This window comes from Shewanella sp. QJM3NY_23, assembly GCF_056173105.1.
Window position 1 is genome coordinate 772,111 of sequence record NZ_CM149657.1, and the last position, 14,112, is coordinate 786,222.

A 14,112-nucleotide genomic window follows, 5' to 3' on the forward strand; every position below is an offset into this window, starting at 1 on the left:
AAGAGCCATGAGGTGCCCTTGTCAGATCTAAGATTTATTGCCTTAAAAGCGTGGATTGAACGCGTGCTTAGCGTCGATGCGACTATCGAACTCATCTCGGGAGATGCCAGTTTTCGTCGATACTTTAGGGTAACTCTGGGAACAAAAAGCTACATCGCCATGGACTCCCCTCCAGATTTAATTGTCGTGAGTCCGTTCATCGCTTTGGCTAACGAATACCATAAACAGGGGGTTAATGTTCCCCAAGTTATTGAAAAAAATATTGAACAAGGTTTTTTGCTGCTCAGTGATTTGGGTGATACTCAGCTACTGAGCGTATTAACACCCGCCAATGTCAGCGATTATTATCAACAGGCATTATGTTTGCTCACCCCTATTCGTGCGGTCACCACAGTCGATGGCGCATCATTGCCTAGCTATGACGCCGCTTTCGTTTATCGAGAATTAGATATTTTTTCTGATTGGTTAATCGGTCGCCATTTACAACTTAAGTGCAGTGCTGATACTCAGCAGATGCTAGCCGATACCTATCGGATACTGGCTGATAGTGCGCTAGTGCAACCCCGCGCGGGGATGCACCGCGACTTTCATAGCCGTAATTTGATGTTGTGTGATAAGCAGTTAGCTGTGATTGATTTTCAAGATGCGGTGATAGGGCCTGTCACCTATGATGCGGTGTCGCTGCTCAGAGACTGTTATGTGCGCTGGCCTGACGAGGTGGTTGATACCTTGATGCAGCAGCATTACCAGCAATTACTCTCTGACAATGTGCTGGGTCAGGATGTCACTTTGGCGCAATATCAGCGTTGGTTCGATTTAATGGGCATACAGCGTCATCTTAAGGCCGCAGGTATCTTTTGTCGGTTAAATTACCGTGACGGTAAGCCCGGTTACATGCAAGATATAGCGCTCACATTGCAATATGTTAGCGATATCGGTAAGCGCTACTTGGCATTACACCCCTTTATCAGCTGGTTAGATAATCAAGTGATCCCTAAGATGGAGCAGACCCTGTGAAGGCGATGATTTTAGCTGCAGGCCGTGGCGAGCGTTTAAGGCCGCTAACCGATAACATACCCAAGCCGTTGGTTGAAGTGGCAGGTAAGCCACTGATTATTTACCACATTGAGCGTTTAGCCGCCCTTGGTTTCACCGATATAGTGATTAATCATGCTTGGCTGGGTGATAAGCTTATCCAGGCCTTGGGTGATGGCGAGCGTTGGCAAGTTAACTTGCATTACAGCGGCGAAACAGAGGCATTAGAAACCGGTGGTGGGATTAAAAACGCCTTAGGGTTACTCGGATCTGATCCGTTTTTAGTGATCAACGGCGATGTGTTTATTGATGCGATGCCAACCATCGCAGGCCAACCTCTCTCGTTAGCGGCTATCAAGGCTGCAATGGGCGAGGCTCAGGCTTATTTGTGGTTAGTCGATAATCCGTTGCAGCATCCAGAGGGGGATTTTGCCTTACTTGAGGGGCGGCTGAGCGCTGCTGGCCCAGCCAAGCTGACCTTTTCAGGTATGGGAATTTACCAGCCAGCGCTGTTTAATGGCACCACCAGTAAGCGGTTTGCACTGGCGCCCCTTCTAAAAGATAAAATGGCGCATGGATTAGTTGCCGGTGAACATTTTAACGGCTTTTGGTGCGATGTCGGTACGGTCGAGCGATTAGCGGCACTAAATACGCGCATGACAACACTAGATAAAAAACAAGATTAGGTTAATAGATGAAAATTTGGGGTAAGGTATTTGGTTTTGCGATCGGCTTTATGTTTGGTCGTATCTTTGGCGCAATTTTAGGATTATGGCTAGGCCATTTATACGACAAAAAGCGCGCCGAACTCAGTGGCATTATTGGCAAGGGCAGTAATCGCCAAACGCTGTTTTTTAATACCACCTTCGCGGTGATGGGGCATGTTGCAAAGGCTTCTGGCCATGTCACCGAAACGGATATTCGCATCGCTAGCGCGCTCATGGATCAACTGCAGCTAAGTGGTCAGGCTCGGCGCGACGCACAGTCGGCTTTTAACCAAGGTAAAGCCAGCGACTTTGATCTCAATGCTTGCCTCAAAAGCTTTCGCTTATTGTCTATGGGGCGTAAAGATCTGGTGCAGATGTTTTTGGAAATCCAGATCCAGACGGCCTTATCCGACGGAGAACTCGATGCTAAAGAGCATGCAATCTTACTGTTGGTCGCCAAGGAGCTAGGTTACAGTCGATTGCAGCTCGATGAGTTACTTAAACGCTGGCAGGCGGAATTTAATTTTCACCGCAGTGGTGGCCAGCAACAGACATCGATTGCCGACGCCTACAGTGTGCTGGGGTTAACCGAAGCCGACTCAGATCAACAGGTGAAACGGGCCTATCGTAAGCTGATGAATGAACATCACCCAGACAAATTAGTCGCTAAAGGGTTACCTCCCGAGATGATGGAGCTGGCTAAGAAAAAAGCCCAAGATATTCAAGCGGCTTATGATAGAGTCAAACAAGATCGCGCCATGAGATAGCGATTTGAGATAGCGGTTTGAAACCCGATGTTAGGCCAGCGCCAATGGGTGGCTGAGCTCACCAATGGATTAGCGCCATCATGGTGCGCAGGGAGATAAACATGAAAGCGATAACTACAACAAGTCGATATCAAGCTAGCTGTCTATTACCTTTGTTGCTATGCCTATCTGTACCGTCAACTCAGGTGCTCGGTGCGCCCGTACAGGCAGAACCCGGGATGTTTGTGGCACCATTTGGTGGCTATAGTTTTGCCGCCAGTGAATTCGATGCCATCGAGCTTAATACCCAAACCCAAAGTGGGATTAATATCAGCGAGTCCGGCCACTACGGCATCATGGTCGGCATTCACACTCGTGACCCCGGCAATGTCTATTTGCTTTATAGCCATCAGGCCACAGAGCTTAATCGCCGCGGCAATGTTACCCCTAAGCAACTAACCACATTGGATGTCGATTACCTGCACGTGGGCGGCTCGCTCTATTTTCCTCATGGTGCCTTACGCCCCTACATCACCACTAGTTTAGGGCTGACCCAAATGCGCCCCGATAACGATTATGGCAACGAAACGCGTTTTTCGATGGGGTTTGGTGCCGGGATTGAGTATCAAGTGAATCCGCGCTTCTCGCTATTTACCGATGCGCGGGCATTCGCCACCTTTGTGAGCAGTGACAATACGCTATTTTGTGATGCTAGCCAGTGTATCTGGCAGATAAGTGCCGACATTATGTGGCAAGGGCAGGTCAATGCTGGGCTAAAATTACGTTTTTAACTGGCGTTGAGACGATAACTCACTTAACGGATGATGAGAATAATAACGATGAAAATTGTAGTACTCGATGGCTATACCTTAAACCCGGGCGATCTGAGCTGGCATGGGTTTGAGTGGCTCGGTGATTTTCACTGTTTTGAGCGCACCGCAGCGCCATTAGTGTTAGAACGTGCTGAAGATGCCGATATTATATTAACCAACAAAACCGAGCTTAATGCCGATACCCTTGCCATGCTGCCTTGCGTGCGCTACATAGGTGTATTGGCGACGGGTACGAATGTGGTTGACGTTAACGCCGCCGCTGCGCGGGGGATCGTGGTCACGAATGTGCCAGGGTATGGCCCCGATGCCGTAGCGCAGATGGTTTTTGCCCATATATTGCATCACACCCAAAAGCTCGCAGAGCATCATCAGGCGGTTATCGCAGGTCGATGGAGTCAAAGTGCTGATTTTTGTTTTACCTTATCGCCGCTGCAATCGCTTAAAGGTAAAACCTTAGGTTTAATCGGTTATGGCGATATCGGCCGTCAGGTGGCCAGTATAGCGCGTGCATTTCAGATGCAGGTATTGGTCAGTACGCCGCAGCCAAAAACTGACTTACCCACAGGTGTCAGCTGGTGTGAGTTGAACGCGTTATACCAGCAGGCTGATATTATCTCTTTGCATTGTCCACTCACGCCTGAGACAGATAAGATGATCAATGCCGCTAGTCTTGCAAAGATGAAACCCAATGCGTTGCTGATCAATACCGCTCGTGGCGCCTTAGTCGACGAAGTCGCGTTAGCTAATGCGCTGAATGGAGGAGCTATTCGCGCCGGTGTCGATGTGTTGTCCAGTGAGCCGCCAGCGGTCGATAACCCCTTACTCTCGGCGCGTAATATCAGCATTAGTCCACATAATTCGTGGGCGACCCGTGAGGCGCGGCAAAATTTGATGGATATTGCACTGAATAATCTAACCAGCTATCTGTCGGGACAAGCCATTAACCGCGTCGCTTAGTGCGATATTTACATTTAAAAAGGCGCCTTGGCGCCTTTTTAAATGCTTGCACGTTACTAGTCGAAGATCACCTCGACCTTGGATGCTACCGTTAAGGCTTTTTCTATCGCATCTTCAATGGACTCACCACGGGCAAGGCCAACGCCGAGTCGTCGGCGTCCGTCAATTTCAGGTTTGGCAAACAGGCGCAGTTGCGTATTCGGCTCGGTTAAGGCCGCGGCCATATTGCGATAACGTAAGTCTTTCGATTGTCCCTGAGCCAAGATCACCGCCGATGCTGACGGACCATGCTGCGCAATATTAGCAATAGGTAAGCCTAAAATGGCGCGTACATGCAGGGCAAACTCAGACAGATCTTGGCTGATCAAGGTGACAAGTCCGGTATCGTGAGGGCGAGGGGAGACTTCTGAAAAATAAACCTCATCGCCTTTAATAAACAGCTCGACACCAAACAGACCGTAGCCGCCTAAGGCCTCAACTACTTTACGGCCAATCTGTTGCGATTTAGCCAATACGCTAGCCGACATGGCTTGTGGCTGCCATGACTCGCGGTAATCGCCCTCTTCTTGTCTGTGACCAATAGGATCGCAGAAATGGATACCATTTACGGCGCTAATGGTCAGTAAGGTGATCTCATAATCAAATGGCACGAAGCCCTCAACGATGACGCGCCCGCCGCCCGCGCGGCCACCCTCTTGGGCGTATTGCCATGCTGGCAAGATTTGGGCATCTTCACGGATCACGCTCTGGCCTTTACCTGATGAACTCATCACAGGTTTTACCACGCAGGGCAGGCCAATGGCTTGTACAGCTTGTTCAAATTCAGTTTGAGTGTCGCAAAAAAAGTAAGGCGAGGTGGGAATGGCAAGCGTTTCTGCGGCAAGGCGACGTATGCCTTCCCGATCCATGGTCAGTTGGGTGGCTTTGGCGGTCGGGATGACATTGAGCCCTTCGGCTTCCATATCGACCAAAGTTTGGGTGGCAATGGCTTCAATTTCTGGAATCACCAAGTGTGGTTGCTCTAGTGTGATCACTTGGCGCAGGGCATCGCCATCAAGCATGTTTATCACATGTGAGCGATGGGCGATGTGCATTGCCGGGGCATTGGGGTATCTGTCGACGCCAATCACTTCAACGCCTAAGCGTTGCAGTTCGATTGCGACCTCTTTGCCAAGCTCGCCGCAGCCGAGCAGCATGGCGCGCAGTGCGCCTTTACAGTGGGGTGTGCCTATCATGGTGTGGGTACCTTTTTATTCATTATTGGTCGGAGTTAGCGCCAATTTTTTAGTGTTTTTATAGCTTACCTTTTTACAGCAAAGTGAAACCGTTTTCGAGTCATCGAGTGTGCAAGCGATAACTACATCAAACTCTGTCGAGGTAATCAATGGGTTACCACGTTTAGTGATGCGCGCTTTTTGTTGTGATAGTGTTAATTACGTTAATGTTTTTGCTTCTGCATGTGCTATTGTCAGCGTATAAAATCATGAAGGAGAGCACTATGTTTTTGGATTATTTTGCGTTGGGGGTGATTATTTTTGTGGCAGTATTTTTGTTTTATGGGGTGATTGTCATTCATGATATTCCTTATGAAATCGCTAAAAAAAGGAATCATCCCCAGCAAGATGCCTTGCATGTTGCGGGTTGGGTGAGTTTATTTACCTTACATGCCATTTGGCCTTTTTTGTGGATATGGGCCACGTTATATCGAGAAGACCGGGGTTGGGGCTTTGGTCAAGTGGTTAAGCGAGAATTGCAGTTAGAAGATGAAGTTAAGCAGCTTAATCAGGCGGTAGCGCAGTTAGAGCATCGAATACAGCTAATGGAAGGGGCGAAGGTGGCTTTGTCAACGTCAGCCAGTGTGACGACTCCCCAGTCGACAGATAAGGAGTCATAAAATGGATCTGTTAATCGTACTGACCTACGCAGCTTGCTGCATCGCCATATTTAAGATTTTTCATATTCCGTTAAATAAGTGGACTGTGCCTACCGCAGTGTTGGGCGGGATTTTGATTGTGGGTGGACTGGTATTAGTCATGAATTACAACCATCCCTATACACCTTATGCTAAAGAGATGTTTGTGTCTGTGCCTATTAACCCTGCTGTTAGAGGGGTGGTTACCGAGGTGAATGTTGCGCCTAATGTTCCTCTGAAAAAGGGCGATGTGCTGTTTAAACTAGGTCCGACTCCCTTTGAGGCAGTGGTGATGCAGAAACGAGCGGCATTAGTTGCCGCCGAGTTAGAAGTACCCCAGTTAGAAGCGGCATGGCAGACAGCTCAAGCCAGTGTCGAGTTAGCATTAGCCGAGAGGGATCGTACTAAGTCGGCTTTTGACCGTTACGATAAAGGTCAAAGACAAGGTGGTGCCAACTCCCCTTTTAGTGAGCTGGAACTTGATAATCGCCGTCAACGATACTTTGCAGCCGAAGCACAATATACCGCAGCAAAATCGGAAGCATTGCGGGTTCGTTTGGCTTATGAGTCTAATGTTGATGGCGTTAACACTAAAGTGGCGGGGATCCGCGCCGAATTGGATAAGGCGTTGTTTGAACTGGAGCAAACGGTGGTTTATGCGCCATCTGACGGAATGGTTACTCAAATGGCCTTGCGTCCAGGTATTGTCGCTGTCCCTATGCCGTTGCGTTCAGTGATCAGCTTTATTCCCAATGAAGAGCGTTATATGGCGGGTGCATTTTGGCAAAACTCTCTGTTACGCCTCAAAGAGGGGGATGAAGCTGAAGTGATATTAGATGCCGCGCCCGGACAAGTATTCAGCGGCACTGTGGCTAAAATATTACCTGCGATGGCCGAAGGTGAAATGCAATCGACCGGTAGCTTAATGCCCGCGCGTATGTTGACTTTACCTGGGCGAGTGGTGGTGTTGATTAAAGTTGATGATAACCAGATTAGTCAATCCTTCCCTGCTGGTGTATCGGGGGACATTGCGGTTTATACCGAACATTTTTCTCATGTTGCGGTTATGCGTAAGGTGTTGGTGAGAATGCAAGGTTGGTTAAATTATCTGTTCCATTAATCTTATTACACTGCGTATTGAAGATTAATGCTTAATGTTTTATTTCCTGCGCCGATAACAATAGATGATTATCGGCGCAGGAAACTCCTCTGCTCAGTATAAAAACCTATCTGTCTATAATCGTATTTAATATCAGCTCACCAACAAGCTCCGGCATAACGCCTTCGTGTATGGGGATTTTAGGCTCATCTAGTTGGTTTAAATTGTTAATTATGTAGCGCTTGGGGGTAGGTGATGTTTCAGGCCTGCTCATTGGACCTGTGAGGCCACTTTTATATGTGACGCAGTGCGCGAAACGGGTAAAATAGTGACATGTCTGCTGATCCGCTCCGCCAGCTATGCCGTATCGGCTACGCCAATTTAATAAGGTGCTGGTGTATATATGAACTGTGTTGAAAGTGATTTTGCTTATTTAAAGTAGAGTGCATGTGATCGGTTAGATTAAGTCTATGCTGAAGCATGCATTTTTTGTTCTGTTTAGGGGCCCAGTCTCCAGAAGTTAAGGTGTAACTGTATGTTTGGTTTTGGTGGTGGTAAGTCAGCGTTGCAACAGCAACAAGCGCTAATGAATGAAGCCTTGCGTACTGATAACCACATTTTAAGTGCTATCCGTAATAGCGTGCCTTACATTGAGTTTTCTGTCGATGGTCACATATTGACAGCCAATGAACAGTTTTTGGCCGTTATCGGTTACTCGCTTAAAGAGATCCAAGGACGGCATCATAGTGTCTTGTGTCAATGCGAATATGTCTCTGATCGCAGTTATAAACAGTTTTGGTACGATCTAGGGCAAGGAAAACTCAATCAAGGTACCTTTCAGCGCATTTGCAAAGATGGGGCTACCATCTGGATTGAAGCCACCTATGTGCCAGTTAAAGATGCACAAGGCCGGGTGAGTAAAGTTATCAAAATTACCAGCGATGTGACCGAAGACCGGCAACAGCTCGATCGTCAAGAAGCGATTTTTAATGCGTTAAATAAGTCGCTGGCATTTATCGAATTTACCCCAGATGGTGAAGTCATCGACGCCAATAGTAATTTTTGTAACACCATAGGCTACTCGCATCACGAGATTAAGGGCCTGCATCATCGACTTTTTTGTACCGAAAGCTTTTTACGTGAGCAGCCTGACTTTTGGGCGTTGTTGGCTAAAGGCCGATTTCAATCTGGCTTATTTGAACGTATCACCAAGCAGGGTAATACTGTGTGGCTAGAAGCCACCTATAACCCTATCGTTGACGAGAAGGGCAACGTGGTGAGAGTGGTTAAGTTTGCCAGCGATGTGACGCCGCGTATTGAGCACCAGCAAGCAGTGCAAAACGCCTCCCAACTGGCTCGTCAAAGCGCGGTGGAGACGGTCGATATTGCTCAAAATGGCGCAAATATGCTCGATTCAGCCTCCGAAGTAGCTAATGATATCGATGCATCGGTGACGGAAGCGGCGGCCTTAATGGAGCAATTAGCACTGCAATCACAACAAATTACCAATATCGTGAGTACCATAGCTAAGGTTGCCGATCAGACCAATCTACTGGCCCTTAACGCTGCAATTGAAGCGGCTAGAGCTGGCGAGTATGGCCGGGGTTTTGCAGTTGTGGCCGATGAGGTGAGAACCTTAGCGGCAAATACCTCCAGAGCGACTCATGATATCGAAGAGATTGTTAAGCGTAATAGTGAGTTAACCAAGGTCTCTGAAGCGGGGATGTTAGCCATTCAAGCCAAGGTATCTCAGTGTAATCAACAACTGCAATTAACCCAGTCTTTAATTAGCGACATTCGCAAAGGAGCGCAAAACGTCGCCGATACGGTTAATGGACTGGTGAGCGACTAGCGGTTACTCATGTGCTTAAGCCGCAGGGTTACTTTAATGACTCTTGCGGCGGGAATTGGGCTAATATTTTAGCCACAGTTTGCTGTGTTAGCTGGGCTTTATCTTCCCCGCCGGTATCAAAACTAAAATTGTCGCTACCACGCCAAATCAGTTGTTGTGTCTTAGTATCAATCATATCAATTTGAATTGTTTGTAATTTAACTGAGTCATTGCCAATAGGCACCCCCACGCTTGTACCTATGCCTACTCCACCAGAACTGCCCCAGCTGCCAGTACCCAGCCCAATGGATAGCCCCGACTTTTTAGGCTTGTCGGTAATATTAAAGGTGTAATTGACCTTAAATTGTGCCGCGTCATCGGCTTGGTTAAACCCTTGGGCGAGCAGAGATGATTGTATGGCATCGGTTATCCGTTGTGCGCTTAGAGGATCGCTATTGCTGGCTGTGGTGATGCTAGAGAAAGTGTGCAGCTGACTAAAGTCATAAGCGGTATCGTAATCTTGATTTGGGCTGCTGCTGCAGGCCAACAGCAGTAGGCTACAAAAGAGTATGCTTGCCAATCGTGTCGATATCATCATTAATCCTCTACGGTTATTGCCGTTACTGACTCTAAGCACTACAGCGAAAAAATGCAGTGATTCACATGGTTAGTCGTGGTGGCTGATCGTTTATCTGCATTTTTTGAGTATGTATCTCATGGCTTAATATTAGCCAGTTTGCACCAGATAGGTTATGTTTTATTAACATTTAACGTTGTCGATACGCTGTGAAATAGACTTTGGGATGACTGGCTGTACTCAATCATTAAGGAGGGCAAGTGGAACAATTAGAGTTTTTTGCAATACCTAGCCCTTGTATTGGGGTGTGTCAGACGGATGCGAGAGGCTACTGTAAAGGGTGTTTACGTAACCGAGATGAGCGCTTCAATTGGCTCAACTTTTCAGATGCACAAAAATATAATGTGATCCGTTTGTGTAAACAGCGTAAGCGCCGGCGATCACTGGCGTTACAAAAAGCCAAGAAGAGTGAAATATTACAAGCAAGATTAGCGCAAACTGCTCGTTTAGATTTCGATGAGCAATCCTAATCGCTCACCAACTGAGGGTAAACCTCGTCTCACTAGGTTTGCTGGTAAGTGTCACGTCACCATGATGCCACTGCATGATGCGTTTGATGATGGCCAGTCCCAAACCGTGCCCTTGGCTATCTTGTGTTGTGGCTTGGCTACGATAAAAGGGCTCAAATATTTTACTCTGCTCCTCTGGTGCTATCCCTTCGCCATCGTCTGTAACACTGATACTGACCCCTTTGTTAACAAAGCTGAGTTCGACCTGGATCTGCTGCTTGGCGAACCGCTGCGCGTTAACCAGTAGGTTTTGCAGGGCGCGATCGATAAGCGCAGGATCGGCACTTACTGGGCGCTGATCTCCTGCGATAGTAAAATCGATGGAGATAGGGCTGAGGTGTTGTAAACGTTCAATCGCTTGCCGCACAACAGATGTTAGATCGCACTGGATCTGAGGTTGCGTATGCCGCCGAGTTTCCAAACTGGCGTAGGTTAGCAACTCTTGTAGTAGGTTTTCCATCTCTTCGACATCTTGCTGCATCTCGGCTAAAAAAGCCTGTCGCCGCTCGATATCGGTATCGGGGTGACAATACTGTGGCATTAAGGCTAGCGCGAATTTAAATCGGGCCAGCGGTGTTCTAATTTCATGGGATACCGCATTGGACAAGTGGCGCTGATTTTCTATTAGCGCACTAATATGTTGAGCCATTTCATTAAAAGTTTGGGCTAATGGCAGGACTTTTGAGTGAGGGGGCAGTTGGATTTGGGTGTCCCACTTGGCCTGACCAAAGGCTTTGGTCGCCAGCCTTAATGTTTGTAGATCTCGCGATAGCGGCCACACCCACAGCAACACCACTAAGGCTAATGACAGATAAAACAATAGTGTAAACAGCCTTCTAAGCTGTCCATTTGGAGCCAGCTCTATTGGGCCAGCCATTAATATCTGTTGCTCATCTAACTTGATAAAATGCAGCTCATGCTGATCATTATGAGCCGTCACTAACACCTTATCTGTGCTGAGTTGGTCGCTATCGATTAAGGCAATTTGTTTGGCATCTAATAGTTGCAGCGGATAGAGCCTGTTGCTGCCTATCTGGGCGAGCAGTTTCGCTCGCTCAGCTCGTGGGTGGGCGGCCAGCAGTTTGGCCATCGCTATCAGCGGTGCGTTAGCAGCATCGCTGTCTTCGATGTTATTTTGCCAAATACTGTCCAGCGTCCAGCCGATCCCCAGTACGCCGATGCTGAGTATAAGATAGAGGCTAACAAACAGTCGTTTCAAAAGTCATTTCGCTTAATTGTTCCATGCCTCGGGGGCAAATAGGTAGCCTTGACCCCACACGGTTTTGATTCTAAAAGGCGTATCAATATTGTCCCCCAGCTTTTTGCGTAAACGTGAGATGCGAACATCTATCTTTCTATCTTTACCATCGAAGTCGATATTGAGAAGGTATTGATAGATATATTGGCGGCTGAGTACCTGCCCACCTTGTGAGGCCAGCAACCATAATAGTTCAAACTCATGGCTGGTGAGGTCGACTTGTTTATCTCCTAGACGGATAGTTTGCGTGTGTGGATCGATACTGAGACGTCCGTAAGTCAAACAATGTGATTCGGCCTGCATAGGTTTCGCTTTGCGGCGTAGCAGATTATTGATTCTAGCAATCAATAAGGCCGGATCGACGGGCTTGACGACATAATCATCAGCGCCGAGTTCTAGGCCTTTAATTTGGTCTTCATTTGAGCCCATGGCGCTCATCAGCAAAATAGGTCCGGCAAAATAGTCGGGTAGCTTTTCACACAAGGTGAGCCCATCCATGCCAGGTAGCATGATGTCGAGCAAGATAATATCGGGTTTATAATTGAGCAGTCGAGTGAGTACGGTATCGCCACGACGCTCAACTTCAACATGCATTCCGTGGGATTTTAAATAATCCACGATGAGGTTGGCTAGACGGATATCGTCTTCGACAAGCAGGACTCTATGGGTCGCTTGAGCTTCTGACATTAAAATAGACTCCAGGGGTTACGATAGCGGCGCCGAGTTTTGGGCTCCGAGGTTGGGGTAATGTTTAATTGCGCACTGGCTAAGGTTTGGTGCGTCAGCTTGTTGATCAATATAAATTGAATATCTTCTTTACTTGAAATCTTCAGCGACAGAGCGTGAATGTCTGCGGTATCGGCGCACCATTTAGGTATGGTTTGATAATTAGATAAAACACATACCACTTGCGGAATAGCGGTATGCCAGTTTAAGTGCAATTCTATCTCACAGCTTTGTTCTTCAGTGGCGGTAATACAAAATTGTGGCGATACCGACAGTGAGGCCGTATGTTCGCTTTCTGTCGCCATAGTACTATTGGCTAAGAAGAACCACAGCAATGTGGCATGTAAAAATGGGATAATCAACGAGTACACTAGTCTTAAAACCTATACGCAGCGCCAACAAAGAAGGTGTTGCTGCTGTGCTTATTGACTAAGGGACTGGCAACTATCTCATCGGCCAGGTCGGTGTAGCGGGCTAGAAATAACAATGCCCAATGTGAGTTAATTATATATTGAGTCGTCAATGTTAGGCTTACGTTGGTCGCAGAACCAGGATTGTAAGCTTGGTGCCAGTAATAATTTTCGCTGCTTCTGACGCCATAGTAATAATTGACCACTTCTTGGCTTTTCCAATTGGCACTGCTTGCTAGTTCAAATTTCCATTGATCGATGGCAAAGCGGTACATCCATTTTAGTTGAGCTTCCATACCTGAATGAACATCGAGTAGATCGTGAGCCCATGCCATATTGAAGATGCCAACAGGTGTATATAAAAAGGCTTCAACGCCACCTAGAACGGTAAAATCTCGCTCCTCCAATTCATTAAATTGTAATGCATAAAGATCGTCTAAATCCCAAAATGATGTTGAATTAGCGCTGCCTGTTGAGACTCGGCTGCCACCAGCAACAAAGATATTAGAGGGATCCCAGCGAGAAAAATAGGCACTATCATCACTAAAACTGGTGACAAGATTAACGGTCATGTTTTCGCTTTCAAGCAGGCTATAGCCAAGGTTACCGTTATCTAAAAACCACTTTTCACCGTAGTAAGCAAAGGTTGGCGTGATATAGATGGGAATGTCATCGAACTGGGTGATGGGATTGGATTTTACGCCATAGCCAACAGCAATACCGATATCCCAAATGCCAATGGTGATGCACTCGCTATTATTGTTGCAGTCGACAGTCTCATTGGCATAGGTTGCAAATGATAATAAAGCTGTCGTTAGTAGTGCAGTGATAAATTTTTTCATTATGGCTATGGGATCATGGGTGATTAAGTAATTAAATTCCTACACTACAGATTAACACTGAAGCCGTTTTTAAGCTGTTGTTTCAATAAGGTTGATACAAAGTGATACAGTTGTCGATTCACTAGCATGCTTGGGCTGTAGGGGATAGGAACACCTGCTCACAATGCTCCCACTAAATGACGTAATACCGCCTTTTAAGGTAACCCAGCGTGTCTATTTTTCTACATCATAACCTCTTAGGTAAAGTCATTGACTTAACCACCGACGAGTGTTCACTCCAAGGTTGAGACGGTGATGACAAGGATGGGGTAATAAGCTTATCGTCGTTGTTAATGGAGCCACGGGTAAGGCATTTGATATCACCTAAGGATAAACAGCCTCACAGAGCAACCCCCCTGCAGTGTCGGGCTGGTCGTAGGCTGGGCGCATGGTGCGATGTTTCGCGCGACTTTAACCTGATCTAGATCAGCCATGCTGGTTTTTTAGGATACGCTGCTTAATTTTGTGACCTATATCTCACTATGATTGATTGTGCCTGCTTGATCACAATAAGCGGCGCTATTGCCTCGCCTTGAGAAGGCGATAAGCTCAGTGGCACCCACTCGTTGTG

At 47.2% G+C, this 14,112-nt stretch carries 14 protein-coding genes and 2 pseudogenes; 10 read left to right on the forward strand and 6 right to left on the reverse strand.

From position 1 onward, the window contains the following. Window positions 1-12: 12 nt before the first annotated feature. The 5 genes from AC0VXX_RS03580 to AC0VXX_RS03600 all read left to right on the forward strand — a co-directional run bounded on the left by AC0VXX_RS03580 (window position 13) and on the right by AC0VXX_RS03600 (window position 4,278). Entirely contained in the window at window positions 13-1,017 is a 1,005-nt protein-coding gene (locus AC0VXX_RS03580) for an aminoglycoside phosphotransferase family protein (RefSeq protein WP_475515943.1), read from the forward strand. Then, window positions 1,014-1,721 carry an N-acetylmuramate alpha-1-phosphate uridylyltransferase MurU gene (murU, locus tag AC0VXX_RS03585; RefSeq protein ID WP_475515944.1) on the forward strand — a complete coding sequence of 236 codons (708 nt, stop codon included), beginning with the start codon at window positions 1,014-1,016 and terminating at the stop codon, window positions 1,719-1,721. The genes AC0VXX_RS03580 and murU overlap by 4 nt, the downstream gene beginning before the upstream one ends. Window positions 1,722-1,729: 8 nt before the next feature. Beyond that, window positions 1,730-2,509, forward strand: a complete 780-nt coding sequence (djlA, locus tag AC0VXX_RS03590) for a co-chaperone DjlA (RefSeq protein ID WP_475515945.1) — start codon at window positions 1,730-1,732, stop codon at window positions 2,507-2,509. A 101-nt stretch (window positions 2,510-2,610) separates the two neighbouring features. Continuing rightward, on the forward strand, window positions 2,611-3,279 hold the full coding sequence (locus AC0VXX_RS03595; RefSeq protein ID WP_475515946.1) for an outer membrane beta-barrel protein: 669 nt from the start codon (window positions 2,611-2,613) through the stop codon (window positions 3,277-3,279). Window positions 3,280-3,327: 48 nt separating this feature from the next. Further along, the gene (locus AC0VXX_RS03600) at window positions 3,328-4,278 is read left to right on the forward strand and encodes a D-2-hydroxyacid dehydrogenase (RefSeq protein WP_475515947.1); all 951 of its coding nucleotides are present in this window, start codon (window positions 3,328-3,330) and stop codon (window positions 4,276-4,278) included. Between the two features lie 56 nt (window positions 4,279-4,334). Here AC0VXX_RS03600 and purT read toward each other — a convergent pair whose 3' ends face one another. Next, window positions 4,335-5,513, reverse strand: a complete 1,179-nt coding sequence (gene purT, locus AC0VXX_RS03605) for a formate-dependent phosphoribosylglycinamide formyltransferase (protein WP_475515948.1) — start codon at window positions 5,511-5,513, stop codon at window positions 4,335-4,337. Between the two features lie 263 nt (window positions 5,514-5,776). Between purT and AC0VXX_RS03610 the strand changes: the two genes are divergently transcribed. The 4 genes and pseudogenes from AC0VXX_RS03610 to AC0VXX_RS03625 form a co-directional block, all read left to right on the forward strand. Next, a complete protein-coding gene (locus AC0VXX_RS03610) occupies window positions 5,777-6,172 on the forward strand; it encodes a DUF3302 domain-containing protein (RefSeq protein WP_475515949.1) in 396 nt (131 codons plus the stop codon). 1 nt (window position 6,173) lies between these two features. Beyond that, entirely contained in the window at window positions 6,174-7,310 is a 1,137-nt protein-coding gene (locus AC0VXX_RS03615; RefSeq protein WP_475515950.1) for an HlyD family secretion protein, read from the forward strand. A gap of 565 nt (window positions 7,311-7,875) precedes the next feature. Further along, a pseudogene (locus tag AC0VXX_RS03620) lies at window positions 7,876-8,610 on the forward strand (PAS domain-containing protein); the annotation flags it as partial. Between the two features lie 144 nt (window positions 8,611-8,754). Then, window positions 8,755-9,141: pseudogene (locus AC0VXX_RS03625) on the forward strand (methyl-accepting chemotaxis protein); the annotation flags it as partial. 28 nt (window positions 9,142-9,169) lie between these two features. Here the strand turns inward: AC0VXX_RS03625 and AC0VXX_RS03630 are convergent. After that, window positions 9,170-9,715, reverse strand: coding sequence for a DUF4136 domain-containing protein (locus AC0VXX_RS03630; protein ID WP_475516930.1), 546 nt, complete (start codon window positions 9,713-9,715; stop codon window positions 9,170-9,172). A gap of 242 nt (window positions 9,716-9,957) precedes the next feature. Between AC0VXX_RS03630 and AC0VXX_RS03635 the strand changes: the two genes are divergently transcribed. Then, window positions 9,958-10,227: a DUF1289 domain-containing protein gene (locus AC0VXX_RS03635; protein ID WP_475515951.1), complete on the forward strand. Its 270-nt coding sequence runs from the start codon at window positions 9,958-9,960 to the stop codon at window positions 10,225-10,227. 4 nt (window positions 10,228-10,231) lie between these two features. Here AC0VXX_RS03635 and AC0VXX_RS03640 read toward each other — a convergent pair whose 3' ends face one another. Genes AC0VXX_RS03640 through AC0VXX_RS03655 form a run of 4 tightly spaced genes read right to left on the reverse strand, consistent with a single transcriptional unit; the run spans window position 10,232 to window position 13,502 of the window. Beyond that, window positions 10,232-11,485, reverse strand: a complete 1,254-nt coding sequence (locus AC0VXX_RS03640) for an ATP-binding protein (protein ID WP_475515952.1) — start codon at window positions 11,483-11,485, stop codon at window positions 10,232-10,234. A gap of 12 nt (window positions 11,486-11,497) precedes the next feature. Beyond that, window positions 11,498-12,211, reverse strand: coding sequence for a response regulator (locus AC0VXX_RS03645; RefSeq protein ID WP_475515953.1), 714 nt, complete (start codon window positions 12,209-12,211; stop codon window positions 11,498-11,500). Further along, window positions 12,211-12,621, reverse strand: a complete 411-nt coding sequence (locus AC0VXX_RS03650) for a DUF3019 domain-containing protein (RefSeq protein ID WP_475515954.1) — start codon at window positions 12,619-12,621, stop codon at window positions 12,211-12,213. Before AC0VXX_RS03650 ends, AC0VXX_RS03645 begins: the two co-directional genes overlap by 1 nt. Before the next feature lie 5 nt (window positions 12,622-12,626). Further along, a complete protein-coding gene (locus AC0VXX_RS03655) occupies window positions 12,627-13,502 on the reverse strand; it encodes a MipA/OmpV family protein (protein ID WP_475515955.1) in 876 nt (291 codons plus the stop codon). Window positions 13,503-14,112: the final 610 nt, after the last annotated feature.